This window comes from Citrobacter sp. MNAZ 1397 (genome assembly GCF_023613995.1).
Lineage (GTDB): Bacteria > Pseudomonadota > Gammaproteobacteria > Enterobacterales > Enterobacteriaceae > Phytobacter > Phytobacter ursingii.
In genome coordinates, this window is the sequence record NZ_JAKIVH010000001.1 from 964,385 (window position 1) to 989,638 (window position 25,254).

The 25,254-nt window shown below is 51.3% G+C and carries 23 protein-coding genes; 16 read left to right on the forward strand and 7 right to left on the reverse strand.

Going from position 1 to position 25,254, the window contains the following annotated elements:
* The first annotated feature begins 315 nt into the window (after positions 1-315).
* Genes astC through astE form a run of 5 tightly spaced genes read left to right on the forward strand, consistent with a single transcriptional unit; the run spans position 316 to position 6,341 of the window.
* Complete coding sequence (gene astC / locus L2097_RS04400) at positions 316-1,536, forward strand: succinylornithine/acetylornithine transaminase (RefSeq protein WP_085006346.1); 1,221 nt, start codon at positions 316-318, stop codon at positions 1,534-1,536.
* Entirely contained in the window at positions 1,533-2,567 is a 1,035-nt protein-coding gene (gene astA / locus L2097_RS04405; RefSeq protein ID WP_250352201.1) for an arginine N-succinyltransferase, read from the forward strand. The genes astC and astA overlap by 4 nt, the downstream gene beginning before the upstream one ends.
* Positions 2,564-4,042 (forward strand): succinylglutamate-semialdehyde dehydrogenase, encoded by a 1,479-nt coding sequence (gene astD, locus L2097_RS04410; protein ID WP_250352202.1) that lies wholly within the window; start codon positions 2,564-2,566, stop codon positions 4,040-4,042. The genes astA and astD overlap by 4 nt, the downstream gene beginning before the upstream one ends.
* Positions 4,039-5,364: an N-succinylarginine dihydrolase gene (gene astB / locus L2097_RS04415; protein WP_250352203.1), complete on the forward strand. Its 1,326-nt coding sequence runs from the start codon at positions 4,039-4,041 to the stop codon at positions 5,362-5,364. The genes astD and astB overlap by 4 nt, the downstream gene beginning before the upstream one ends.
* 11 nt (positions 5,365-5,375) lie before the next feature.
* Positions 5,376-6,341 carry a succinylglutamate desuccinylase gene (astE, locus tag L2097_RS04420; protein ID WP_085006342.1) on the forward strand — a complete coding sequence of 322 codons (966 nt, stop codon included), beginning with the start codon at positions 5,376-5,378 and terminating at the stop codon, positions 6,339-6,341.
* An 82-nt stretch (positions 6,342-6,423) separates the two neighbouring features.
* Here astE and L2097_RS04425 read toward each other — a convergent pair whose 3' ends face one another.
* Entirely contained in the window at positions 6,424-7,770 is a 1,347-nt protein-coding gene (locus L2097_RS04425; RefSeq protein ID WP_502799304.1) for a glycosyltransferase family 9 protein, read from the reverse strand.
* A 1,247-nt stretch (positions 7,771-9,017) separates the two neighbouring features.
* Between L2097_RS04425 and L2097_RS04430 the strand changes: the two genes are divergently transcribed.
* The 3 genes from L2097_RS04430 to ves all read left to right on the forward strand — a co-directional run bounded on the left by L2097_RS04430 (position 9,018) and on the right by ves (position 11,512).
* Complete coding sequence (locus tag L2097_RS04430) at positions 9,018-9,758, forward strand: class I SAM-dependent methyltransferase (RefSeq protein ID WP_085006340.1); 741 nt, start codon at positions 9,018-9,020, stop codon at positions 9,756-9,758.
* Positions 9,759-10,172: 414 nt separating this feature from the next.
* Entirely contained in the window at positions 10,173-10,643 is a 471-nt protein-coding gene (gene spy, locus L2097_RS04435; RefSeq protein WP_085006339.1) for an ATP-independent periplasmic protein-refolding chaperone Spy, read from the forward strand.
* Between the two features lie 311 nt (positions 10,644-10,954).
* Positions 10,955-11,512: an environmental stress-induced protein Ves gene (gene ves / locus L2097_RS04440; RefSeq protein WP_047369965.1), complete on the forward strand. Its 558-nt coding sequence runs from the start codon at positions 10,955-10,957 to the stop codon at positions 11,510-11,512.
* On the opposite strand, the gene cho is transcribed toward ves, so the two are convergent.
* Both cho and nadE read right to left on the reverse strand, forming a co-directional pair.
* On the reverse strand, positions 11,506-12,372 hold the full coding sequence (cho, locus tag L2097_RS04445; protein ID WP_047369966.1) for an excinuclease Cho: 867 nt from the start codon (positions 12,370-12,372) through the stop codon (positions 11,506-11,508). The two genes, ves and cho, sit on opposite strands and share 7 nt — an antisense overlap.
* Before the next feature lie 84 nt (positions 12,373-12,456).
* Positions 12,457-13,287, reverse strand: a complete 831-nt coding sequence (gene nadE, locus L2097_RS04450; RefSeq protein WP_047369967.1) for an NAD(+) synthase — start codon at positions 13,285-13,287, stop codon at positions 12,457-12,459.
* A gap of 253 nt (positions 13,288-13,540) precedes the next feature.
* Here nadE and osmE point away from each other — a divergent pair, with 253 nt between their 5' ends.
* The 7 genes from osmE (at position 13,541) to chbG (ending at position 19,378) form a co-directional block, all read left to right on the forward strand.
* Positions 13,541-13,882, forward strand: a complete 342-nt coding sequence (osmE, locus tag L2097_RS04455; protein WP_041851625.1) for an osmotically-inducible lipoprotein OsmE — start codon at positions 13,541-13,543, stop codon at positions 13,880-13,882.
* A 274-nt stretch (positions 13,883-14,156) separates the two neighbouring features.
* A complete protein-coding gene (locus L2097_RS04460; protein WP_047369968.1) occupies positions 14,157-14,474 on the forward strand; it encodes a PTS sugar transporter subunit IIB in 318 nt (105 codons plus the stop codon).
* Positions 14,475-14,553: 79 nt separating this feature from the next.
* The gene (chbC, locus tag L2097_RS04465; protein WP_047369969.1) at positions 14,554-15,912 is read left to right on the forward strand and encodes a PTS N,N'-diacetylchitobiose transporter subunit IIC; all 1,359 of its coding nucleotides are present in this window, start codon (positions 14,554-14,556) and stop codon (positions 15,910-15,912) included.
* Between the two features lie 51 nt (positions 15,913-15,963).
* Complete coding sequence (gene chbA / locus L2097_RS04470; protein WP_250352205.1) at positions 15,964-16,308, forward strand: PTS N,N'-diacetylchitobiose transporter subunit IIA; 345 nt, start codon at positions 15,964-15,966, stop codon at positions 16,306-16,308.
* Between the two features lie 20 nt (positions 16,309-16,328).
* Positions 16,329-17,165: a transcriptional regulator ChbR gene (chbR, locus tag L2097_RS04475; RefSeq protein WP_047369971.1), complete on the forward strand. Its 837-nt coding sequence runs from the start codon at positions 16,329-16,331 to the stop codon at positions 17,163-17,165.
* A gap of 100 nt (positions 17,166-17,265) precedes the next feature.
* Positions 17,266-18,612, forward strand: a complete 1,347-nt coding sequence (locus L2097_RS04480) for a 6-phospho-beta-glucosidase (RefSeq protein ID WP_250352206.1) — start codon at positions 17,266-17,268, stop codon at positions 18,610-18,612.
* Between the two features lie 7 nt (positions 18,613-18,619).
* Positions 18,620-19,378 (forward strand): chitin disaccharide deacetylase, encoded by a 759-nt coding sequence (chbG, locus tag L2097_RS04485; protein WP_250352207.1) that lies wholly within the window; start codon positions 18,620-18,622, stop codon positions 19,376-19,378.
* A 36-nt stretch (positions 19,379-19,414) separates the two neighbouring features.
* Here chbG and katE read toward each other — a convergent pair whose 3' ends face one another.
* The gene (gene katE / locus L2097_RS04490) at positions 19,415-21,673 is read right to left on the reverse strand and encodes a catalase HPII (protein WP_250352208.1); all 2,259 of its coding nucleotides are present in this window, start codon (positions 21,671-21,673) and stop codon (positions 19,415-19,417) included.
* 210 nt (positions 21,674-21,883) lie between these two features.
* On the opposite strand from katE, the gene cedA reads away from it, so the two are divergent.
* Positions 21,884-22,138 (forward strand): cell division activator CedA, encoded by a 255-nt coding sequence (gene cedA / locus L2097_RS04495; protein ID WP_071845984.1) that lies wholly within the window; start codon positions 21,884-21,886, stop codon positions 22,136-22,138.
* Between the two features lie 54 nt (positions 22,139-22,192).
* Here the strand turns inward: cedA and L2097_RS04500 are convergent, their stop codons facing one another.
* The 3 genes from L2097_RS04500 to kduD all read right to left on the reverse strand — a co-directional run bounded on the left by L2097_RS04500 (position 22,193) and on the right by kduD (position 25,163).
* Positions 22,193-23,584 (reverse strand): L-cystine transporter, encoded by a 1,392-nt coding sequence (locus L2097_RS04500; RefSeq protein ID WP_250352209.1) that lies wholly within the window; start codon positions 23,582-23,584, stop codon positions 22,193-22,195.
* A gap of 130 nt (positions 23,585-23,714) precedes the next feature.
* Positions 23,715-24,305, reverse strand: a complete 591-nt coding sequence (locus L2097_RS04505) for a metal-dependent hydrolase (protein WP_047369977.1) — start codon at positions 24,303-24,305, stop codon at positions 23,715-23,717.
* 96 nt (positions 24,306-24,401) lie between these two features.
* Entirely contained in the window at positions 24,402-25,163 is a 762-nt protein-coding gene (kduD, locus tag L2097_RS04510) for a 2-dehydro-3-deoxy-D-gluconate 5-dehydrogenase KduD (RefSeq protein WP_142518162.1), read from the reverse strand.
* Between the last annotated feature and the right edge of the window lie 91 nt (positions 25,164-25,254).

The following is a 25,254-nucleotide window of genomic DNA, read 5'->3' on the forward strand; positions in this document are numbered from 1 at the left end:
ACAGTGCGTAACGCCCCAAATTGTCGCAGGATTAACCGATAAATTTCGCAGACGATCACAGATTCAGAATTATATTTTATCCATGCATAATCTTTCTGATTTTCTCTCCGCTATCCAGACTTCATCTAATATTATTCACTTTTTATGCAATTTAAGTGAATAGCGACGGGTTTTAACTTATTGATATTTCGTTGTCAGGCCGCGTTTATGCATTTTGAACGCTGGCTGGCACGTCCTGTGCAATATACATTTACAGCGTAAATACTCATATTTTTTAACATATATTCAACCAATTATTTACCGGATGAGGTCGCTATGTCGCAGTCAATTACACGTGAAAACTTTGATGAATGGATGATGCCAGTGTACGCGCCAGCGCCTTTCATTCCGGTCCGTGGCGAGGGTTCTCGCCTTTGGGATCAAGACGATAAAGAGTACATCGACTTTGCAGGCGGCATTGCCGTTAACGCACTGGGGCATGCCCACCCGGCGTTATGCAAAGCGTTAAGCGAGCAGGCGTCGCGCTTCTGGCACACCGGAAACGGCTACACCAATGAGCCGGTATTACGTCTGGCAAAACGCTTAATCGACGCCACGTTTGCCGAAAAAGTCTTCTTCTGCAACTCCGGGGCGGAAGCCAATGAAGCGGCGCTGAAACTGGCGCGCAAATATGCCCACGATGCCTTTGGCGGTAAGAAAACGGGCATTGTGGCGTTCAAAAATGCTTTCCATGGCCGCACGCTGTTTACCGTAAGCGCCGGCGGCCAGCCAGCCTATTCGCAAGACTTTGCACCGTTACCGCCGGATATTGCGCATGCACAGTACAACGACCTGGCGGCTGCCAGTGCGCTCATCAATGACGATACCTGCGCGGTCATTGTCGAGCCCATTCAGGGGGAGGGGGGCGTGGTGCCTGCCACTACTGCGTTCTTACAGGGGGTGCGTGAGCTGTGCGATCGCCATAATGCGCTGCTGATTTTCGATGAGGTACAAACGGGCGTCGGGCGTACCGGCGAACTATATGCGTATATGCACTATGGCGTAACACCTGATGTGCTGACCACCGCCAAAGCGCTGGGCGGCGGTTTTCCGGTGGCGGCGATGCTGGCCCGGGAAAAATATGCCCGCGTGATGACCGTTGGCACCCACGGTACGACTTACGGCGGTAACCCACTTGCTTCTGCAGTCGCCGGCGCGGTGCTGGATATTGTCAATACCCGGCAGACGCTGGATGGCGTGAAACAGCGCCACCAATGGTTTAACGAACAATTGCAGGCCATTAATGCCCGCTGCGGTCTGTTCCGTGAAGTTCGTGGTCTGGGGCTATTGATTGGCTGTGAACTCAACGCTGAGTACGCCGGAAAAGCGAAACAGATTTCGCAACTGGCGGCCACAGAAGGCGTCATGGTGCTGATTGCCGGGGCAAACGTGGTGCGTTTCGCACCTGCGCTCAATATTAGCGAAGATGAGGTCTCTCGCGGGCTGGCGCGCTTTGGTATCGCCTGCGATAAATTCGTTGCGGGGTGTCCATCATGATGGTGATCCGTCCTGTTGAGCATGACGATCTTCCGGCGTTGATGGCGCTGGCAGGAAAAACAGGCGGCGGGTTGACCTCGCTGCCTGCGGATGAAGCCACGCTCTCAGCGCGCATTGAGCGTGCCCTGAAAACCTGGCGCGGTGAGCTGGCGAAAAGCGAGCAGGGCTATGTGTTTGTCCTTGAAGTGGTTGAAACCGGCGAAGTGGCCGGGATCTGCGCCATTGAGGTCGCTGTGGGGCTTAATGACCCCTGGTATAATTACCGCGTTGGCACGCTGGTCCATGCTTCAAAAGAGCTTAACGTTTATAACGCGCTGCCCACGTTGTTCCTCAGCAATGACCATACGGGCAGCAGCGAGCTTTGCACCTTATTTCTCGACCCGGCATGGCGCAAAGAGGGCAACGGGTATCTGCTTTCTAAATCGCGTTTTATGTTTATGGCCGCTTTCCGCGACCGCTTTAATGAGAAAGTGGTCGCGGAGATGCGTGGGGTCATCGACGAGACCGGTTATTCGCCCTTCTGGGAGAGCCTTGGCAAACGCTTCTTTTCTATGGAGTTTGCCCGTGCGGATTACCTGTGCGGCACCGGGCAGAAAGCATTTATCGCCGAACTGATGCCCAAGCACCCGATTTACACCGATTTTCTCTCGTCCGAGGCGCAAGCGGTGATTGGCCAGGTCCATCCACAAACAGCGCCCGCTCGCGCGGTACTGGAGAAAGAAGGCTTCCGCTACTGTAACTATGTCGATATTTTCGACGGCGGGCCAACGCTTGAATGCGACATTGACCGCGTTCGCGCAATCCGTAAAAGTCGTCTGGTTGAGGTGGCGGAAGGCCAGCCTGCGCCGGGGGAATGGCCTGCCTGTATGGTGGCCAACGAGCAATATCATCAATTCAGAGCCATGCTTATCTATGCCGACCCGGCAACGGAGCGGTTGGTACTGAGCGCTGCACAACTTGATGCACTCAAATGTCATCCGGGCGACAAAGTGCGCCTGGTACGCCTGTGCGCAGAGGATAAAAAATCATGAATCAATGGATTAATGGCGAGTGGATTGCGGGTCTGGGTGCCCGACGCATCAAAAAGAACCCGGTCAGTAACGAAACCGTGTGGCAGGGTAATGACGCCGACGCTTCTCAGGTCGGGCTCGCCTGCGAAGCGGCGCGGGCTGCGTTTCCGGCCTGGGCCAGACTCACGATGACGCAGCGCCAGGCGATTGTCGAAAAATTCGCCGCACTGCTGGAAGCCAACAAAACCGCATTAGCTGAGATTATCGCTCGTGAAACGGGTAAGCCGCGCTGGGAAGCGACCACTGAAATCACGGCGATGATCAATAAAGCCACCATTTCGGTAAAAGCGTACCACGCGCGCACCGGCACGCAGCACACCGAGATGCCAGACGGGGCTGCAACATTGCGCCACCGTCCACATGGCGTTCTGGCGGTATTTGGCCCCTACAATTTCCCCGGTCATCTCCCCAACGGGCATATTATTCCGGCCTTGCTGGCGGGTAATACCCTGATTTTCAAACCCAGCGAGTTAACGCCGTTGACCGGCGAGGCAGTAGTTAAACTCTGGGAACAGGCAGGTCTGCCGCCTGGCGTGCTGAACCTGGTGCAGGGAGGACGGGAGACCGGTCAGGCGTTAAGTTCGCTTGAGGGCATTGACGGCCTGCTGTTTACCGGCAGCGCCAGTACCGGTTTTCAACTGCATCGCCAGTTGGCCGGGCAGCCGGAGAAGATCCTTGCCCTTGAAATGGGCGGTAACAATCCGCTGATTGTTGAAGACCCGGCGGATCTGGACGCCGCCGTGCATCTGACTATTCAATCGGCGTTTATCACCGCCGGGCAGCGTTGTACCTGCGCGCGTCGTCTGCTGGTGAAGCGGGGCGAGGCGGGGGATGCTTTTTTGCGCCGTCTGGTGGAGGTCTCCTCGCGCCTGATGCCTGCGGCGTGGGATGCGGATCCGCAGCCTTTCTTCGGCGGGCTCATTTCAGAACAGGCGGCACAGCATGTCCGGCAGGCCTGGCAGGAGCACGTTGAACGTGGCGGCAAAACCTTACTTGAGCCGCATCTACTGCAGGCCGGAACATCACTGCTGAGCCCCGGCATTGTTGAGATGTCGGATGCGCAGAATGTACCGGATGAAGAGGTTTTTGGTCCGTTACTCTGTGTCTGGCGCTATGACAACTTTAATGAAGCCATCGCGCTGGCAAACAATACCCGTTACGGGTTGGCCTGTGGGTTGATTTCACCGGACCGTGAACAATTTGAGCAGTTGCTGCTGGAGGCGCGCGCCGGGATCGTCAACTGGAATAAACCGCTCACCGGTGCGGCGAGTACTGCGCCTTTTGGCGGCGTGGGCGCCTCAGGCAACCATCGCCCCAGCGCCTGGTATGCCGCCGATTATTGCGCCTGGCCTATGGCCAGTCTCGAATCGGCAGAGCTTGTCCTGCCGCAATCACTCAGCCCTGGGCTTGATTTCAGCCGGGAGGCGACGCGATGAAAGCGCGGGAAGTTAACTTTGATGGCCTGGTAGGCCTGACACACCATTATGCCGGACTGTCGTTTGGCAATGAGGCGTCGACGAAACACCGTCACCGGGTCTCTAACCCGAAGCTGGCGGCAAAGCAGGGGCTGTTAAAGATGAAAGCGCTGGCGGATGCCGGTTTTCCGCAGGCAGTGATCCCTCCGCAGGAAAGGCCGAACGTGCTTGCTCTGCGCCAGCTCGGGTTTAGCGGAAGTGATGAGCAGGTGATTGAGAAAGCTGCAACGCATTCACCTCACTTACTTTCTGCTGTCAGCTCTGCATCATCCATGTGGGTGGCGAACGCGGCGACGGTCTGTCCTTCAGCCGATGCGCTCGACGGGCGGGTGCATCTGACAGTGGCTAACCTGAATAATAAATTTCACCGCGCCATCGAAGCACCGACCACCGAAGCCGTGCTAAAAGCCATCTTCCGCGATGAGCGTATGTTTGCCGTGCATCCGGCGTTGCCACAGGTGGCGATGTTTGGTGATGAAGGGGCAGCTAACCATAATCGTCTTGGTGGCGACTACGGCGAGCAGGGGGTTCAGTTGTTTGTTTATGGCCGCGAAGAGGGCAGTAACGCCGCCCCCGGCCGCTATCCTGCCCGCCAGACACTGGAAGCCAGCCAGGCGGTGGCGCGGCTTAATCAGGTCTGCCCGCGGCAGGTTATCTTCGCCCAGCAAAATCCCGCGGTAATCGATCAGGGCGTGTTCCATAATGACGTTATCGCGGTATCAAACCGGCAGGTGCTTTTCTGCCATGAGCAGGCGTTTTTGCATCAACAGGCGCTGTTTAGTCAGCTTCGCGCGCGGGTACAGGGATTTATGGCGCTGGAGGTTCCGGAGGCCGAGGTCTCTGTCAGCGACGCGGTGGAAACCTATCTGTTCAATAGCCAGTTGTTGAGCCGCGAAGATGGCAGCATGGTGCTAATACTGCCGCAGGAATCTCGTGAGCATGCGGGCGTCTGGCGCTATTTAACCACGCTGCTGGAGCAGGACAATCCCGTCAGCGAAATCAAGGTGTTTGATCTACGCGAAAGTATGTCTAACGGCGGCGGCCCGGCGTGTTTACGGCTACGCGTCGTCCTGAAAGATGACGAGGCACAGGCGGTGAATCCGGCAGTTATGATGAATGATGTGCTGTTCCGCGCACTAAATGAGTGGATTGAGCGTTATTATCGTGACAGGTTAACACAGGCCGATCTGGCCGATCCGATGCTATTACGGGAGAGCCGGGAAGCACTGGATACGTTGACGCAAATGTTGAGATTAGGTTCCGTTTATCCCTTCCAGCAGTGACAGGAGGCCGTATGGACAATTTTCTCGCAATGACGCTGTCAGGTGAAATGCCCCGCAGGATGGCAGGGGAAGCAGGTGCGATCCACTGGTTATGGCATGAACAGGGCGTACTGGAGCTGCTGCCCCCAAAGCCAGTAAAGCGCTCTCTGGTGCTTTCCTGTGCCATTCACGGCAATGAAACCGCACCGGTGGAGATGCTGGATGGGCTGTTAAAACAGCTATTAAACGGGACGCTGGCGTTGAGCTGGCGCCTGCTGATCATTATCGGTAACCCTCAGGCGCTGGGGCAGAATAAACGTTTTTTGCGTAACGACCTCAACCGCCTGTTTGGCGCACGATGGCAAGGTTTTCCGGCCAGTGATGAGACGATCCGCGCCGCGCAACTGGAACGGGCCGTCACCCATTTCTATGCGGAGGACGACGAAGAACGCTGGCACCTTGACCTGCACACGGCGATACGTGGTTCATATCATGTACGTTTTGGCGTACTCCCTGCGCGGACTGAACCCTGGGATGAAATTTTTCTCAAGTGGCTCGGCGATGCCGGACTGGAGGCGTTGGTCTTCCATCAATCGCCTGCGGGAACCTTTACCCACTACACCTGTGAACAGTTCCAGGCCCACTCCTGCACGCTGGAGCTTGGTAAAGCACTACCGTTTGGTGAAAATGATCTGAGTCAGTTTGAACGCACTCGCTGGGCGCTGGCGGCGTTGCTTTCCGGCGATGTGGTTCCCGAAGCAGAAACCGTACCGTTGCGCTATCGCGTGGTGCAGCAGTTAACACGCCGCAGTGAAGACTTTGTGCTTTATATGTCGGATGAGACGCTCAATTTCACCCCGTTTGCGGCGGGTACGCTGTTGGCAGAAGATCGTGGTGAGCGTTACGTTGTCCAGCGCGATCAGGAATATGTGCTCTTTCCTAATCCGAAGGTTGCGGTAGGGTTACGAGCGGGGTTGATGCTGGAACGCATCAGTTAGCGCTGACGATATCCGAAAAAGAGCGCGCCCTGACATGACGTCGGGCGCGCTTTTATCGCTAAACGCGCTTTGCGATGATTGCTCAGGCGTTAGCACTCTGCGGAATATAATCCTCAGATTGCAGGAAATGGTTAATCAGGTAGATCATGGTCTGTCCTGAAAGGCCACGCATGCACTCATAGGTTTTATCTTTAGGACACCATTCAGCAAAAGAGACCCCGTTTGTTTCTTTGGGATCTGTACTGACCAGTCTGCCGCATGGGCCGTAAGCCGGGCAGGCAACATCTATACCTAATGCATTCCAGCCCTGAACGCCATTCCTGAAGGGTAAACGGTTTTTCGCCTCAATCTGCGAGTAAATAGAAATGATGCCGATCGAGGTCATGCCAGCAAGCGCAACCGGACCGGAATCACAGGCGATCAACAGCGCACAATGGCGCATAAAGTAGATCGTTTCCATAATTGAAAAGGCGTTGATTGCGGAAATGGCGTGCGGGTTTGTAATGGTCATCAGATCGCGCTTATGACTATTATTTTTATCGCTGCCAATGATAACCACCTGCCATCCCGCATCGACCATATGATCGGTTACGGCATTCCAGCCCTCTTCTGTCCAGGTTCGATTTGGCGCACCAACGTTTGGGTGCACCAGCACGGTTTTGCCCGCATTAAGGTTATGCTTTTTTATGAATGCGTCGACACGGGTCGTATCAAGATGACTTAAATCGATCTTTGGCTGTAAATCGCTTTCTCGCCACTGTGTGCCAAATTCATCCAGAAAAGCCAGGGACATATGTTTTGGCGCCAGGATCTGATCCCATTTATCAAAAATGTGAATCTTCTCTTGCATGCCCACTTTTTCAATGAGTTTGCTTTTTCCTTCCGTAACGGAATTCATTGGCCAAAAGTAATCTACTGCCGGACAAGCTGAGGCCATATCCTCAAAAAGCTTGTTGGCAATAAGGACAAATTTCTCCGTTGTTTGTGTTTTCAGCGCAGTTAATGCGCCAAGCGCAAAAACAACGTCACCCATTGAGGCCGCACAACGAAAAATGCGCAGGTTATCAGGGGATAAAAGTGCATCATTGTCAATGAGTTCAAGGCTTTTGGTATTTGCAAAACAGGCGAATTTACCGGTCAGTTGTTCTAATGGCGTCTCTTCCATGCGCGGCAATGTCAAAATAACCTCATTCCCGTTCATCAAAAACATCTCGGTACATAATTCTCCAACCATCTGCCCGGGAAGAGCATTACATCTATCAAGAAAGACCAGCGGAATTGTATTTGGTAGATGTAAAACCTGTAGATCATGCGGATAAGTTATGCCTTTTCTGCCACCCCACACGAGAAGTTTATTAAAATGGTTGTTCTCTGGATTGGCGCGAAGTTCGCTAATGAGGTTCTCGATATTCGCCTGGCAATCGCGCATGGAATAATCATTTTTTAAAATGACTAATAAGGTATTGCCATCGATGAAATCGCGCGCTGTTTCGATTTCAGGGAAATTGAAAAGCACCGTTTTGACATTTGGGTTGGTTTCTAATGGTGATATGGATAACCCATGCTCATTAAGCAGAGTGTTGTCGCATGAATAATATTTGGTGTCGTAAATTTTTCCAAATGAGTATGTGACGACAGGATTCCACCCTCTGCTTGATATAAGATTCTCTTTTTTAGTAAATATTTTATCTTGTAAATGTTGAGCATATGTAGCGATTGCATTTTGGCGTTGTGCAGCAGGTAATGCAAGTAATGTATTACGCGTTATGATAGAAAGAGGATCATCCTCATAAATTCTTAAATGTGTTTTATTTCTTGGATGGCGCGATTTGCTCAGGATCGTGCCAATATCTTCGGCATGTCCGGTGCCAAAATGAAGGTAAACAGAAGGAATTGATTTTTGGCTAATGCCATATAAGATATCTTTTACAACATCGGGAAAGTTTGCATAAGTGATGTTGATAATGGTGACATTGCTTTTTTCTTTAAATTCGTCCTTGTAATCTAATGCCTGTCGTAATATAAAAGTATGCGAACTGGTATCGCTAATTTTTTCGGCAATATCGGTTGCCTGCATGCTAAACGCAGATGGGCTAGTTTCGATGTAAAAATGGAACTTCATCTTCTCAATTCCTCAATGAGCTATCCATAGCCTAACTGATCTATTATCTATCTTATTAAAATTTAAGGGTAGCATGCCCGACCTTGTTCTAACTGAGGATTAGGCCCGTTTTTGCTATCTAATTAGAGCAATTGCACTTAACGTCTTTAAACGGAGCTTGTGAAATATCTAATTGATAAATATGTGATTTTTATTTTTTGTCGACTAAAAATCAACTGTCATGGCGATGAACAGTCGCGCATTATGGCGCTCGTCTCTCCATGCGTTGCGCAATGTATCGACATGAAGAACCTCTTTACAAGGGCGCAAAAGCATCCCGCAGCCAGACATGGTTACCCTTCCAGCATCCTCAACATGCAGTGTTAAGGTAATTCTATACTTTAAACTGAGCACGAAAGTAGCGTCTTATCCTGACGTAAATGGGCGCTGCAGCTGTTATTCTAGATTATTGCTCTGGGAGGTAGGGTGTAGTCGAGCTAAATGTTGAGTGAAATACCAAGCCTCATACGACTACATGGATATTGAACGATTAGAACCTGGTTTTGTGAGGATGCATGATAATTAAAAGCCTTGTACATTCATCGAAATGCAAAGTCTGTGAAAGCGATGCCCATTTGTGTGGAGTTGTTGACTTTAATACTTCATGCGACAGTAAGTTACCCGACCATGCAGTCTTACCATTGACCGGGATACCCATTTATTATCATCGCTGCGAGAATTGTGGACTGCTCTATACTCATGCATTTGATGACTGGGGATTCGATGATTTTAAAAAATACATTTATAATGATGATTATATAAATCACGATCCTGATTTTCTGGGTGTCCGTCCAAGAAATAATGCAGAATTGGTTATGTCTAATTTCAAGCCAATACTGAAATGGAATGTACTCGACTATGGTGGTGGTGATGGCCAGCTTGCAAACTTACTCTGTGAGCAGGGTGTAAAAGCCGTTGGCTGGGATCCGTTTCATTTAAATTTAGCGTTGCCACAAGGCAAATTTGAATTAATCACCTCTTTTGAAGTTTTCGAACATACGCCTACCCCCGTTGCAACGCTCTTTGAAGCGTTCAGTTTTCTGGATGAGCGAGGGGCAATTTTCTTTTCAACATTAGTCAGCGATTCCATGACCAATGAAGGAACCCATAGTTGGTATGTTGCGCCCAGAAATGGTCATGTGACCATCCATACTAAGAAATCACTTTCAATTCTTTTTGCGAAAGTTGGCATGGAAGTGTTCAGTTTTAGCGATAGCGTGCATATAGCATATTTTCCAACGCCAGCGGACGCTTGATACGATATTCTGGCCTCATTATCTTACCGATGTGAGGCTTTTCTTGCTCAATCAAAGTCAGCGGACCCGAGTTGCAGGCCCGCATGACCAGGCAGCCGACAGTGACGTGCCAGCCATGTTTGAACTGTTTGTGTGATTTTTAACTCCATATGCAGATTATTCTTGTTGCATTGGCTTGTTATTATTCTCACGCCTTATATAATCTCCATTATTACCTGTGAAACTGCCTGCCATTATATTTCGTTTGCCTCTCTCCACCGTTTATTCATATTTTCTCCACAATTGCTGTAAAAATGTTTTTTACACTTTCATTGTTTTACTGATGCTCTGATTTATTGACGAAGAAAAGGTTAAAGTGAATATCGTCAACACGGCATACGCCGCAAGAAAACATGAATAGTAAGGAACTATATTATGCGTAAACTCACCGCTCTGTTTGTTGCCTCTACCCTGGCTCTTGGCGCTGCTAACCTGGCGCATGCTGCCGATACCACTGCTGCACCGGCTGATGGCGGCCCGCTAATGCATCATAAAGGCCCGCGTGGACCTCATCATGACATGATGTTCAAAGGTCTGAACCTGACGGATGCGCAGAAACAGCAGATCCGGGATATCAGGAAAGGCGAGTATGAGCAAATGCAGCAAGAACGCCGCGATATGCACAGCATTATTGCCAGCGACACCTTCGATAAAGCGAAAGCGGAAGCGCAAATCGCCAAAATGGATGAGCAGCGTAAAGCACATATGCTGGCACATCTGGAAACGCAGAACAAAATCTACAACGTTCTGACGCCGGAGCAGAAAAAACAGTTTAATGCCAATTTTGAGAAGCGTCTGACAGAACGTCCTGCGCCAGAAGGTAAAATGCCTCAACCTGCTGAATAATTGATTCAGCAACCCCTATCAAGACCGCCGGTCTTGCTCATAGCACGTGTTTACGTTGTGGGCAGGACTGGCGGTTTTTCTTTCCTGCCCCCCTTGTCTGCCGCCTGTATCACGGTATCCTCAACCTGCTCGTTTTTGACAGAAAATTTCCGCGTATCATTACGTTAATTTTTTTACATGCTGGCAACAGTATTGCTAAGGCATCCTGCTTTGCTGCCGATAATCTTTTAATGGCAGGATGGATGATAATGACACGCTGCCTTTAGAAGCAGCGGCGCGGCGTTCTCTGGCTGCGCCATTCAGGAGTGATGATGGAATTCTTTGATATCCGCAAAATGCCGGTAAATCTCTGGCGTAATGGTGCAGGCGAAACCCGAGAAATTTGCTGTTTTCCGGAGGCGACGCGGGATTTCAGCTGGCGGGCAAGTATCGCGTCGCTGGCCAGTAATGGCGAGTTTCCGCAATTTCCGGGAGTTGATCGTGTCATTACACTGATTGAAGGTGGCGAAGTTACCCTGGATGGCGGCCATGAATTCTGTCATACGTTGAAAAAATTCCAGCCTTTTACCTTTGCCGGAGAACAGCCGGTAAAAGTACAACTTCATGACGGGCAGATGTCGATGGATTTCAATATCATGACTCGCCGCGATCGCTGCCGTGCGAAAGTGCGTATTGCAGACCGGACTTTTACAACCTTTGGTACTCGGGGAGGCGTGATCTTCGTGCTGAGTGGCGCATGGCAACTTGGCGATAAGCTGCTTACCGCCGATCAGGGCGCCTTCTGGAGTGAAGGTCGCCAGACATTGCGCTTGCTCAAATCAGAAGGCCAGTTGCTTTTTAGTGAAATTACCTGGCTTCCCGGTCACTGAGGGAATTCGCTAATCAGATACTCTCCGGACAGCAATGGTTTGCAGAGTATTTTATAGCCATCGTGATCAAACCCTGCGGGCGTGCGGAGCAATTCTGCCGCCTCATCTAAATGGTTGACGGCCCCAAGCCACAGCCAGTTGTGGATGATATGGTATTGCGTCATCGTTTCTCCTACTTCCTGCAAGCTAATCGGCCCATTCCAGGGCCAGCACACCAGGCGCATGCGTTCCATTGCCGCCAGAAAACGACCATCATGTTCGGCTACTGTTTCTTTACCGCAACACGCGCCCGCACACCGGCGTAACGCCGAGCGGAAACAGCCGCGACCACGGGTTAATGACTCCAGGCCAAGCAGACCATAACAGAGCTTTTCGTCATCGGCGATGGACTGCAATGTTTGTAGGGCGGCGCGACGGTTGGCAAACAGGCCGTACAAGCCGCTTTCTGAGGAAAAATCCACTTCGCGGGCGTAGACCACCAGTGGTTTATCGCCTTTGATTGATAACGAACAAAGCTGGCGGTTACGACGCAAGCGTTTATTAAAAAGCGGTTGTTGCTCTTTTATCAGACGCGCCTCAAGCAACAGGGCGCCGAGTTCGCCTGCGGTACATATCCAGGTGATACGCCGGGACTGACGAAGCATCGCGGCTTCGTCGGGGGTACGCAAATGGGAAAGAACCCGGCTGCGGATATTCACGCTTTTACCGATATACAGCGGCATCGCGTCGCTTTCGCCATGGAAAAAATAGACGCCTGGCTGCTTTGGCAGTGCTTCAAGCCATGGGCGTAAATGCTCGGGATATTCATAAATAGCCGCCGCTTCAAACTCAAGACGCGGGGCGGATTGACGCCTGTTCACTGCGGACTCCTGATACTGTCTGGATATCCAGTGTAACAGGCTCTGGCGGGTGAAAAAAGAGGCGGCTTGCGCCGCCCCTGGGATTTATTGCTTTTTCCAGAAATCGTCGAAAACGGTAATCGGCGGGCGACGTTTATGCTCCGTCTTCAGATACCAGCCTTCGATAATCTGCGCGGTACCGGCGTCCAGCGTTTTTCCTTCCAGATAATCATCAATGTTTTCGTAGGTCACGCCGAGTGCCGCCTCATCGGGTAGAGAAGGGCGATCGTCTTCCAGATCAGCGGTGGGCGCTTTCTTGTACAAGTGCTCCGGGCAACCCAGGGAAGCCAGTAGCTGTTTACCCTGGCGCTTGTTGAGGCGGAAAATCGGGTTGATATCGGTACCGCCATCACCGTATTTGGTGAAGAAGCCCGTCACGGCTTCTGCCGCATGGTCAGTACCTACCACCACGCCTTTCGTCATCCCGGCGATGCTGTACTGGGCTTTCATACGCTCACGGGCCTTTTCATTACCACGTATAAAGTCGCTCAGCTCGATTCCTGCTTCGCGCAGCGCCTGTTCACTGGCCAGCACGGCTCCCTTGATATTAACGGTCAGCACACGATCCGGTTTAATAAACTCAATGGCATCCTGGCAATCCTTTTCGTCTGCCTGTACGCCGTAGGGCAAACGTACCGCGATAAACTGGTAACTGGTATCCCCGCTTTCCTGGCGCAGCTCGGAGATGGCGGTCTGGCAAAGCTTACCGGCCAGGGTTGAATCCTGGCCACCGCTTATCCCCAGAATCAGCGAGCGTAAAAAAGGATAGGTTTGCAGATAGGATTTAAGAAAATCTACGCTACGGCGAATTTCTTCTTCGGCATTGATAGTCGGCTTGACGCCCAGCGCCTGAATAATTTCTTGTTGCAGAGTCATTTAACCCCTCCGTCATGTGGCCTGCTATGCAGGTAGCAAATAGGTGATGAAGCCAAATTAACCCTTTGACGGTAAAACGACAAGGATCACGCATTTGAGTGTCGTAAAATACGCCGTTTTTGCAGGCATGCGTAGTTTTATTAGAATTTTCCGAAAGTTATGCCAGTCATTCTGTATAGTTGAAAAATGCAATTTTATATTCCAGGCTTAGATAACACGCTGATACACAAGCGGATAAACAAGAGGATGGAATATGAACAAGAACATCGCAGGAATTCTGGGTGCAGCGGCGGTACTGACTATGCTGGCAGGGTGTACGGCTTATGATCGCGCTAAAGATCAGGTGAGCCAGCCAGTGGTCAAAGATGTGAAAAAAGGGATGACGCGCCAGCAGGTTATGCAGGTTGCCGGTCGTCCTTCTTCCGAAGTGACCATGATCCACGCGCGTGGTACGTGTCAGACCTATATCCTGGGTCAACGTAATGGTAAAACTGAAACCTATTTCGTCGCGCTGGATGAAACGGGTCACGTGATGAACTCAGGCTACCAGACCTGTGCTGAGTATGACACCGACCCGCAAGCGCCTAAGCAGTAACCTTTAAATCTCTTTGCCTGAGCAGAACTCAACCGGCCTGAGGGCCGGTTTTTTTACGTCAGGATCTTTTTTAACGAAGCGAATTATTTGACCGGAATGTGAAGAGAGTCATGATACCTGGTCAATGAGAGACAATTTTGGTTTGTCGTGAATTATCCCCTTGTAACGCACCAACGTATACTCAATACAACATCAAAAACAGATAACACGGCGTCTCGCCATACGACGTAATCACACATTCTTGCGATGATAAACGCCGCTCAAGGGAGGTTTTATGGATAAGAAAGTCATCTATTTGTTCTGCTCAGCGGGCATGTCTACCTCGTTGCTGGTGTCGAAAATGCGTGCGCAGGCGGAAAAATATAATGTGCCAGTGATAATTGATGCCTTTCCGGAAACGCTGGCAGCAGAGAAAGGTCCACAGGCTGATGTTGTTCTGTTGGGTCCGCAAATTGCGTATATGCTGCCAGAAATCCAGCGTATTTTACCCGATAAGCCAGTAGAAGTTATTGATTCATTGCTCTATGGCAAAATCGATGGTTTAGCTGTTCTTAAAAGTGCCATTGCTGCCATTAAAAAAGCAGCGCTTTAATTTTTTATTTTTCCCGTCAAAGAGTAATTTCACACATTCATGCCGCAATTAACGTTGCGGCACTTAGGGGCTTATTTGTATGAGTAAAGCGATCAATTATCTGGAAAAGATGCTGCTACCGTTCGCAGTAAAAATAGGCAAGCAACCGCATGTCAACGCGATTAAAAATGGATTTATTAAATTAATGCCATTAACGCTCGCTGGGGCCATGTTTGTTTTAATAAATAACGTCTTTCTGAGTTTTGGCGAAGGATCTTTTTTCTACTCCCTTGGCATTCGACTGGATGCGTCAACAATTGATTCCCTGAATGGCCTTAAAGCCATCGGCGGTAATGTCTATAACGGTACGTTGGGCATTATGTCGCTGATGGCGCCTTTTTTTATTGGTATGGCGCTGGCGGAGGAACGCAAAGTTGATCCCCTCGCGGCGGGGTTGTTGTCCGTGGCGGCGTTTATGACGGTAACCCCGTATAGCGTGGGGGAGGCTTACGCGGTCGATGCCAACTGGCTCGGCGGCTCGAACATTATTTCCGGTATGTTGATTGGGCTTGTGGTCGCGGAAATGTTCACGTTTGTTGTTCGGCGTAACTGGGTAATCAAATTGCCCGATAGCGTGCCTGCCTCGGTTTCGCGTTCCTTTTCGGCACTGATTCCGGGTTTTGTGATCCTCTCCATCATGGGGATTATCGCCTGGGGACTGGCCGGCGCCGGAACAACCTTTCATCAGATCATTATGGATTCCATCTCTAAGCCGCTGGCGGCAATGGGCGGGGTAGTCGGCTGGGCGTATGTCATATTTACCTCGCTGCTGTGGTTCTTTGGCGTCCATGGCTCTCTGGCTCTGGCCGCGCTGGACAGCGGAATTATGACGCCGTGGGCGCTGGAGAACGTGGCGCTTTATACCGAGTACGGCTCCGTTGATGCGGCGCTGGCCGCGGGTAAAACCTTCCATGCATGGGCGAAACCGGTTCTTGATTCCTACATCTTCCTGGGCGGTACCGGGGCGACACTGGGGTTAATTATTGCCATCTTTATTGCGTCTCGTCGTGCCGATCACCGTCAGGTGGCGAAGCTGGCGTTGCCTTCCGGCATTTTCCAGATTAACGAACCCGTGATGTTCGGCCTGCCGATTATCATGAACCCGGTGATGTTCATTCCGTTTATTCTGGTGCAACCTTTACTGGCAGCCATCACCATGACGGCCTACTACATGGGGATCATTCCACCTGTCACCAATATCGCACCCTGGACTATGCCCACAGGGCTGGGGGCATTCTTTAATACCAACGGCAGTATCGCAGCCCTGTTACTGGCGCTGTTCAACCTCGGCGTGGCGACGCTGCTCTATCTGCCGTTCGTCGTGATATCGAATAAAGCACAAAACACTATCGAAGCCGAAGAGAGCGAGGAAGATATCGCTGAGGCGCTGAAATTTTAAGGAAAATAGCCGCGGCCGGTGTACCGCCGCGGCAACAGACGAGGAGTCATCATGCTGGATTTAGATAACCTGCCGGAAACCGACGCCGCCGCCGACACCCTGGAAGAGGTCGTCATGGGGCTCATTATCAACGCGGGTCAGGCGCGAAGCCTGGCGTACAATGCGTTAAAACAAGCCAAACTCGGTGATTTTGAGACGGCAAAAACGCTGATGGAGCAATCCCATGTTGCCCTGCATGAAGCGCACCGCGTACAGACACAGCTCATTGAAAGCGATGAGGGGCAGGGTAAGATAAAGGTGAGTCTGGTGCTGGTTCACGCACAGGATCACCTGATGACAGCCATGCTGGCGCGTGAGCTCATTACCGAGTTGATTGAACTGCACGAGAAAATGTGACGATAAAGGAGAAACCCACGATGCAGCCAGAGGTAAACGCGACGGACGCGAGAATAGTCAGAGAGCAGCAGCTTTTTAATGGCCGCCCTTTTCACGTGTTTATCTACAACAAAGTTGAGAGTATCAGCGGGCTGCATCAGCATGATTACTATGAATTTACGCTTGTTCTGACCGGGCGTTACTATCAGGTAATCAATGGGAAACGGGTGTTGCTGGAGCGAGGCGATTTTGTCTTTATACCCGTCGGTTCGACCCACCAGAGCTTTTATGAGTTTGGCGTGACGCGAATTCTTAATGTCGGGATCAGCAAACAATTTTTTGAAACCCATTATCTTTCACTGGTGCCGTTTTGTTTCGTTGCCTCGCAGAGTTATCGCATCAAGGCCACGTTTCTGGCATACATCGAATCGGTCATTGCGTCGCTCAATTTTCGTGATAGCGAACTTGATGAGTTTATTGAAAATGTGACCTTCCATGTTATCAATCGCCTGCGTCATTATCGTGAGCAGCAGGAGGAGGATTGCATTCCTCAATGGTTAAAAATGACAGTAGAGGGTATGCACGACAAACACCGTTTTGGTGAGCACGCGCTGGAAAATATGGTCGCCCTGTCGGGGAAATCTCAGGAATATTTAACCAGGGCGACGCAGCGCTATTATCATAAAACACCGCTGCAAATTATTAATGAAATTCGGATTAATTTTGCCCGCAAACAACTCGAAATTTCGAATTTCTCTATTAATGATATTGCATGGGAGGCAGGGTACAGCAGCCCCAGCTTGTTTATTAAAACTTTTAAAAGATTGACCTCATTTACACCGGGTAGTTACCGTAAACAACTGACCAATATTTCCTGATTTGCGGGGTAATGCCCCGCTAACAAACATCATCATTTTATAATTATCGCACTGCGGTAATGACACGGCTTGTCTTAACATCAGGCCAGAGGGAGAAGATATGACGACCAAACTGAAAATTGTCACCATTGGCGGCGGCAGCAGTTATACCCCGGAATTACTGGAAGGATTTATTCTTCGCTACCATGAATTACCCGTCAGTGAATTATGGCTGGTAGATGTGGAGGAGGGGAAACATAAGCTGGATATCATTTATGATCTTTGCTGCCGCATGGTTGACAAAGCGGGGGTACCCTTAAAGATATTTAAAACCCTCGATCGACGTGAAGCGTTGCGCGATGCGGATTTTGTCACTACACAATTTCGTATCGGCCAGCTCAAAGCACGGGAGCTTGATGAGCGCATTCCTTTAAGTCACGGTTACCTTGGTCAGGAGACCAATGGCGCCGGTGGCTTGTTCAAAGGGTTACGCACTATCCCGGTGATTTTCGATATTCTTCGCGATGTGGAAGAACTGTGCCCGCAGGCATGGGTGATCAATTTCACTAACCCGGCCGGTATGGTGACAGAAGCGGTTTACCGCCATACCAACTTCCGTCGCTTTATTGGCGTATGTAATGTCCCCGTCGGCATGAAAATGTTTGTCCGTGATGTTCTGCAACTCGCGACTACTGACACGCTATCGCTCGATTTATTTGGTCTCAACCATCTGGTCTTTATCAAAGATGTGCTGGTGAATGGCGAGTCGCGTTTTGCCGAGTTAATGGAGGGGGTTGCTTCCGGACGGCTGGCAAAATCATCGGTGAAGAATATTTTTGACCTACCGTTCTCCGAGGGACTGCTGCGTTCGCTCAACCTGCTGCCATGCTCATATCTGCAATATTATTTCAAATCCAAAGAGATGCTGGGCATCGAAATGGGGGAATATTACAAAGGAGGGACGCGTGCTCAGGTTGTTCAGGAGGTGGAAAAAAATCTCTTTGAAATGTACAAAGATCCAACCCTCAATGTGAAACCGAAAGCGCTGGAGATGCGTGGTGGGGCGTATTATTCCGATGCCGCTTGTGAAGTGATCAACGCGATTTTTAATGATAAGCAGACGGAACATTATGTGAATGTGCCGCACCGGGGGAGCGTGGAAAATATTCCTGCGGAGTGGGCGGTAGAAATGACCTGCCTGTTGGGGCGCGATGGACCAACGCCGCATCCACGCATAAGACACTTTGACGACAAGGTTCTTGGGCTGATTTATACCATTAAGGGCTTTGAGATTGCTGCAAGCAAAGCGGCGCTGAGCGGTGAATTGAATGATATTTTACTGGCGCTCAATCTTAATCCATTGATTCACTCAGATAAAGATGCGGAAAAACTGGCCCGCGATATGCTGCTGGCCAATCAGCAATGGCTACCGCGTTTTGCTCCGGCAATAGCATCCTTCGAAGAGTGAGGGAGTTATGCAAAGACTCTTAATCGTCAATGCGGATGACTTTGGCTTAAGCCGTGGGCAGAACTATGGCATTGTCGAAGCCTGTCGCAACGGTGTCGTCACCTCGACGACTGCGCTGGTGAACGGCGCCGCTGTCGACCATGCCGTTGCTCTGCGCGCTCAGATCCCGGCGCTGGCGGTGGGGTTACATTTCACTCTGACGCTGGGAAAACCTGTGGGAAATACGCCATCTCTGACGCGAGAAGGGCTACTGGGGAAAGGGATCTGGGATTTGGCTGCGCAAGGTGCGTTGCCGCTGGAGGAGATTGCCGATGAACTGGCCTGCCAGTATGCGCGCTTTATTGCGCTGTTTGGCGAGCCACCGTCACATATCGACAGTCATCATCATGTGCATATGATTGGCGCCATTTTCCCGCTGGTCGCGGCGTTTGCACACGAAAAAGGCATCCCGTTGCGTGTCGATCGTGATGACGCGCGGCGCCAGGGAATTGAGACCAACGAGGTTCGTAGCACAAGCGGTTTTTCCAGCGCCTTTTATGGCGATGAGATATCACCCTCGTTATTTGTGTCCATTCTCGATGCTGCCTTGCAGCGTGGTGACAGTTCGCTGGAAATGATGAGTCATCCGGCTTTTGTCGATAAGGCGCTGATGACCAGCAACTACTGTTATCCACGCTTAGACGAGCTCGATGTCCTGACGCAGCCATCGCTGAAAGAGGCAATTGACGAACGAGCCTTCAGGCTGGCTACCTTTCGGGATCTGTAAGTAACGCACCGCGGCGAAGGCCGTGGTGCGCGTTTATCAGGCAGGAATACTGGCGATTTTACTCATGCGTGACCAGATACGGTGCGCGCGCAACAATCCGAGAAAATCGTCCATGCTGCTACCCGCGGCATCGTCGGCCTGTACCACACCTTCTTCACCCTGCGTACCAACCTGTAAAACGGAGCTGAATTGACGGGCATCGCCCAGCAGCGTAATGGGTTTTAAATGTTTGTAGGCTTCCAGAAGATAGTAAAGCGCATCGCCATTATTCACGAGCTGGCTGAGATCGCCGCCCGGCACAATGACACCATCAACGGTCAGCGACGGTGCGCCCGCAAAGGTTCCTGCGACAGGTAATACTGAACCATCATCGGCAACCACATTGCCCATTCGGGAATAGAGCAGTTTTGCGTGCACGCCTTCTGCCTTAAGACGTTGCAGAATATTGAGCACATCGCTGGCACGCGTTTTATCATTCAGCAACACGGCAACGACACGACCTTTTATGGAACCCTCCGGGATGGCATAGAGGCTGAGCGAGGGATCTTTTTTCAGGCCGTTAACGTCTTTCGGCGGCGCGACGTTGCGTTGTTCTTCACTTAACGTAATGCCGAGATTCCCGGCGACGGCATTGGCCAGATGCACGTCAATATGCGCCAGTTGGTCAACCACCCGTTCACGAATGTATTCGCGCACGACTTTACTCAGCTCGAAGCTGAAAGCATCAATAATATGCTGCTGTTCGAATGGCGTCTGGCTTAACCAGAACAGGCGAGGATGCGCATAATATTCTGCAAATGAAGGGCTACGTTCGCGAATTTTACCGCCTTCGACCCGTTCCTGGTACGACTCAAATCCGCCCCGTTTGGGACCAGGCGGCGTCTCGCGCGGCCAGTTATCATTAATCGAATTGGGTTCGTAATTTGCCGGGTTGGTGTCGATATCCATCCGATGCATGCCGTCGCGCTGGAAATTATGGTACGGGCAGCCAGGACGGTTTATCGGGATCTCATGAAAGTTTGGTCCACCAAGGCGGCTAATTTGCGTATCCGTATAGGAAAACAGACGTCCCTGCAGCAGGGGATCGTTAGAGAAATCGAGGCCTGGAACAATATGGCCGGGATGGAACGCTGCCTGCTCGTTTTCGGCAAAGAAATTATCCGGATTACGGTTGAGCACCATTTTGCCCACCCGTTTCACCGGCACCAGCTCTTCCGGGATCAGTTTCGTTGGGTCGAGGAGATCAAAATCAAACTTAAATTCGTCTTCTTCTGGAATGAGCTGTAATCCGAGTTCATATTCCGGGTAATCACCCGCTTCAATCGCTTCCCACAGATCGCGGCGATGAAAATCGGGGTCACGTCCGGTCAATTTCTGCGACTCATCCCACACCAGAGAGGCTTTACCCGCCAGCGGTTTCCAGTGAAAACGCACAAACGTGGCCTTGCCTTCGGCATTGATCATACGAAAAGTATGAATACCGAAACCTTCCATGGTGCGATAGCTGCGAGGGATCCCTCGGTCAGACATCGCCCACATGACATTATGCAATGTCTCTGGCTGCAGAGAGACATAATCCCAGAAGGTGTCATGAGCGCTCTGCCCCTGGGGAATTGCCCAGTGGGGCTCTGGTTTTACTGCATGAACAAAATCCGGGAATTTATGCGCATCCTGAATAAAAAAGACGGGCGTGTTGTTGCCCACCAAATCGAAGATCCCCTCTTCGGTGTAAAACTTGGTGGCAAAGCCACGAATATCACGCACGGTATCGGCGGAGCCCGCTCCCCCCTGAACTGTGGAAAAGCGTACAAATACCGGGGTGATTTTCTCCGGGTCTGAGAGGAAATCCGCCCTGGTGATGGCCGATAAATTTTCGTAAGGCTGGAAATAGCCATGGGCGGCAGAACCCCGTGCGTGGACGATACGCTCAGGAATGCGCTCATGGTCGAAATGGGTGATCTTTTCACGCAGGATGAAGTCTTCCAGCAGCGTCGGTCCCCGCGTGCCTGCCCGCAGTGAGTTCTGATCATCAGCGATGCGTACGCCCTGATTCGTCGTCAGTGGAAAATTTTCACTGCCCTTACGAAAGGCTTCCAGCGCGGTGAGTTTCTCATTGGCAGTGTTAGGGGCCTTTAAACTGCCTGGCGCGGTGGGTTGCTCGCCGGGCGCGGAGAGATGTGGGGAAGGGCGATGGGAACCGTCCGCCGGTGCCAGCGAATCCAGACCGGGCTTTGACTCACTTGCATCATGCACCGGTGATTGATGATTTTTAGGGTTTTGTTCTTTATCCGACATTGAGTATGTTCTCCTGTTTTCATTGCTGAAAAATTGTCGTTGCTTTGGCAAAACCCTTCTAACTATAGAACAACTCAGGGCGATACTCAGGCGCAACGGCGACGGGAGGGCAGATAAGACGGCAAAAAACCGCAGAAAATCAGTCCGGAGGCGACGCGCGGGGTGACGATCGGCTATGATAGGACTTTCGTGTTAGTGGAATTCGTTTTTGTGAACTCTTCGCTTATGAAACCTTTGCGCCATCAAAACCGTCGTGTTATCAGCTATGTACCCCGTATCGAGCCTGCACCCCCTGAACATGCTGTGAAGGTTGACGGGTTTCGTGACGTCTGGTTATTGCGCGGAAAATATGTGGCCTTCGTGTTGCAGGGCGAGCGTTTTACGCGTTCACCTGTTTTTAGCGTGCCTGAAGCCGCTCAGCGCTGGGCAACGCAGATTCGCCAGGAAGGCGAAATCGACGAATAAAAAAAACCGCCTGCAATGATGTGTCAGGCGGTTTTCGTTTCTGATGACGCGAAATTAGCGATGTGCCAGTTCGGCGTCCTCTTCACTGTTCAGGATGGTTTTGTCCGTCTGCTTAAGCCACTGGCTGGTCAGTGTACCTGCGGTCATTGAGCCGCTGACATTAAGCGCGGTACGCCCCATGTCGATCAGCGGTTCCACCGAAATCAGCAGTGCAACCAGCGTAACCGGTAAACCCATCGCAGGCAGCACAATCAGTGCGGCGAAGGTCGCACCGCCGCCTACACCCGCAACGCCTGCGGAACTGACCGTCACGATACCGACCAGGGTCGCAATCCACATCGGATCCAGCGGGTTGATGCCGACTGTCGGGGCAACCATGACCGCCAGCATTGCCGGGTAGAGGCCTGCACAGCCGTTCTGACCGATGGTTGCGCCGAACGAGGCGGAGAAGCTGGCGATAGACTCAGGTACGCCCAGGCGACGAGTCTGCGCTTCCACATTTAGCGGAATAGACGCGGCGCTGGAACGGCTGGTGAAGGCGAAGGTCAGTACGGGCCATACTTTGCGGAAGTATTTCAGCGGGCTGATGCCATTGACACCCAGCAGTAGGCCATGCACCACAAACATAATGCCAAGACCAATATAAGAGGCGATAACAAAACTGCCGAGCTTAATAATGTCCTGAATGTTAGAACCGGCTACCACTTTGGTCATCAGCGCCAGTACGCCGTACGGCGTCAGTTGCATCACCAGACGCACCAGTTTCATCACCCAGCTTTGCAGCGTATCAATGGCGATGAGAACACGTTCGCCTTTCGGCGCATCATCTTTGAGCAGTTTCAGGGCGGCGACACCCAGGAACGCGGCGAAAATCACGACGCTGATAATGGAGGTTGGGTTTGCACCCGTCAGATCGGCAAAGGGGTTCTTCGGTACAAACGACAACAGTAGCTGCGGTACGCTCAGATCGGCCACTTTGCCCACGTAGTTGGTCTGAATCGCCGTCAGACGCGCCGTTTCGGCGGAACCCTGAACCAGCCCCTCGGCGGTCAGACCGAAGAGGTTGGTCATCATGACGCCAACCAGCGCTGAAATCATGGTTGTAAACAGCAGGGTGCCGATGGTTAAAAAACTAATTTTCCCCAACTGAGAGGCGTTGTGCAGGCGTGCAACGGCACTCAGAATAGAAGCAAAAACCAGCGGCATAACAATCATTTGCAGCAGCTGCACGTAGCCGTTACCGACCACGTTAAACCACTGAATAGAATTCTTCAGTATCGGATTATCCGAGCCGTAGATAGCCTGCAACGCCAGGCCAAACACCACGCCCAGCCCTAAACCGGCCAGTACTTTTTTTGCCAGACTCCACTTTTTGTGACGCGTTTGCGCCAGCAACAGCAGCAGTGCGACGAACACCACAACGTTTGCGATTAAAGGAAAGTTCATCCCCGTTCTCCTGATCTCATTATAAGGCCGGCATCCAAAGGTCAGCCAATGGCGGAAGGTTAGCAGAAGAGGTTCGCAAGTCTTATATCCAAATGGAATGTATTATGCCGTAAGGGTAGAAAGTGCCGATTTAATGGTCAGTCTGGTGATGAATAAAGCGATTGAACTGGTTTTGCAGCAAATTAATCATCTGCGATGACCAACGCACTGCACTGTTATCGGGCAATGTCTGCGGCATCCACAGCGCCCAGGTAAACAGCGCCATGCATAACACACGTTCCAGTTGATTACCGCGCTGCGGTGAGAGTAATGGCAGACGAAATCGCCAGCGACAGGGCCACAGAAGCGGGACGCCCGCAGGGGTTATCATATCGGCAAGAATATGGCTCAAATAACCCAGAACCATCCCCTGCAGTGCATCTGCCGGGATAATCCAGCTGTCGGGCACTTTGAGATAGAACAGGGTTAAACCAATAAATACAGCCAGAAGACTATGGGTAAATCCCCGGTGACCGAACATGCGGGCCACGGGTTTTGAAACCCACTTTAGCCGCTGCCCAAGAAACGACTTCGGGTGGTCAATATCGGGTAGAAGACAGGTCAGAATGGCTGACGGAACGATATGCCACCAATCCCCGTGTGCCAGCACAGGCGTCAATTCGGCATTTTTGGCAAACACCGCACAGGCAATGGAAAAAAGCAGGTGTCCTTCCGCCGTCATGATAAAACTCGCTAAACTGTCGATGCATACAGTATAGGGTTTTTATACAGTAGGCGGAAGAGGTGACGGTGTAACTCTTTGTCACAAGAGTGACATTTAGCGCGCCAGCCAGCCACCGTCCACGGCGAGGGTGTAGCCATTAATATAGTCAGAGGCCGCAGAGGCCAGAAAGACCGCCGGGCCTTTGAGGTCATCCGGCTTTCCCCAGCGTCCCGCCGGAATGCGATCAACAATTTCCTGGTTACGCTCTGCGTCTTCCCGCAGAGCCTGGGTGTTATCGGTAGCCATATAACCAGGAGCAATGGCATTAACATTAATGTTGTGCGATGCCCATTCATTGGCCAGCAGGCGGGTCAATCCGAGAACTCCACTTTTGGACGCCGTATACGACGGCACGCGGATTCCGCCCTGAAACGAGAGCATAGAAGCAATATTAATGATTTTCCCGCCGTCGCCCTGGGCAATAAACTGACGGGCGACGGCCTGGGAGAGAAAGAAGACCGTTTTGACGTTGAGGTTCATCACATCGTCCCAGTCTTTCTCGCTAAATTCGAGTGCATCGCAGCGGCGGATAGTCCCGGCGTTATTGAGCAAAATATCAATGCGACCCAACTGCGAGACGGTCTTACTGACGATGTCATTAATACAGTCTTGTTTGCCGAGGTCGGCCTGGATAGCAAGGAACTTACGGCCCAACGCAGTCACTTGTTCGGCGGTCTCTTGTGGTCGCTTACGGCCAACGCCAACAATATGGCAACCTGCTTCGGCAAGCCCCAGCGCCATTCCTTGTCCCAGCCCGGTATCGCAACCGGTGACAATAGCGACTTTATTTGCAAGCGAAAAGGCATCAAGAATCATAATTCCCCCAGGTCCTGGTTATTGTCATATTGCCTGAGATGAGAATAGGGGCAGAAAGGGAGAATTACAAATAAATTGAAACGATGTTTTA

Excerpts from the sequence above, each read along its gene's own strand:
- astC (WP_085006346.1), top strand. The coding sequence starts at position 316 with ATGTCGCAGTCAATTACACGTGAAAACTTTGATGAATGGATGATGCCA.
- astA (WP_250352201.1), top strand. The coding sequence starts at position 1,533 with ATGATGGTGATCCGTCCTGTTGAGCATGACGATCTTCCGGCGTTGATG.
- astD (WP_250352202.1), top strand. The coding sequence starts at position 2,564 with ATGAATCAATGGATTAATGGCGAGTGGATTGCGGGTCTGGGTGCCCGA.
- astB (WP_250352203.1), top strand. The coding sequence starts at position 4,039 with ATGAAAGCGCGGGAAGTTAACTTTGATGGCCTGGTAGGCCTGACACAC.
- astE (WP_085006342.1), top strand. The coding sequence starts at position 5,376 with ATGGACAATTTTCTCGCAATGACGCTGTCAGGTGAAATGCCCCGCAGG.
- L2097_RS04425 (WP_502799304.1), bottom strand. The coding sequence starts at position 7,770 with ATGCGCGATTGCCAGGCGAATATCGAGAACCTCATTAGCGAACTTCGC.
- L2097_RS04430 (WP_085006340.1), top strand. The coding sequence starts at position 9,018 with ATGATAATTAAAAGCCTTGTACATTCATCGAAATGCAAAGTCTGTGAA.
- spy (WP_085006339.1), top strand. The coding sequence starts at position 10,173 with ATGCGTAAACTCACCGCTCTGTTTGTTGCCTCTACCCTGGCTCTTGGC.
- ves (WP_047369965.1), top strand. The coding sequence starts at position 10,955 with ATGGAATTCTTTGATATCCGCAAAATGCCGGTAAATCTCTGGCGTAAT.
- nadE (WP_047369967.1), bottom strand. The coding sequence starts at position 13,287 with ATGACTCTGCAACAAGAAATTATTCAGGCGCTGGGCGTCAAGCCGACT.
- osmE (WP_041851625.1), top strand. The coding sequence starts at position 13,541 with ATGAACAAGAACATCGCAGGAATTCTGGGTGCAGCGGCGGTACTGACT.
- L2097_RS04460 (WP_047369968.1), top strand. The coding sequence starts at position 14,157 with ATGGATAAGAAAGTCATCTATTTGTTCTGCTCAGCGGGCATGTCTACC.
- chbC (WP_047369969.1), top strand. The coding sequence starts at position 14,554 with ATGAGTAAAGCGATCAATTATCTGGAAAAGATGCTGCTACCGTTCGCA.
- chbA (WP_250352205.1), top strand. The coding sequence starts at position 15,964 with ATGCTGGATTTAGATAACCTGCCGGAAACCGACGCCGCCGCCGACACC.
- chbR (WP_047369971.1), top strand. The coding sequence starts at position 16,329 with ATGCAGCCAGAGGTAAACGCGACGGACGCGAGAATAGTCAGAGAGCAG.
- L2097_RS04480 (WP_250352206.1), top strand. The coding sequence starts at position 17,266 with ATGACGACCAAACTGAAAATTGTCACCATTGGCGGCGGCAGCAGTTAT.
- chbG (WP_250352207.1), top strand. The coding sequence starts at position 18,620 with ATGCAAAGACTCTTAATCGTCAATGCGGATGACTTTGGCTTAAGCCGT.
- katE (WP_250352208.1), bottom strand. The coding sequence starts at position 21,673 with ATGTCGGATAAAGAACAAAACCCTAAAAATCATCAATCACCGGTGCAT.
- L2097_RS04500 (WP_250352209.1), bottom strand. The coding sequence starts at position 23,584 with ATGAACTTTCCTTTAATCGCAAACGTTGTGGTGTTCGTCGCACTGCTG.
- L2097_RS04505 (WP_047369977.1), bottom strand. The coding sequence starts at position 24,305 with ATGACGGCGGAAGGACACCTGCTTTTTTCCATTGCCTGTGCGGTGTTT.
- kduD (WP_142518162.1), bottom strand. The coding sequence starts at position 25,163 with ATGATTCTTGATGCCTTTTCGCTTGCAAATAAAGTCGCTATTGTCACC.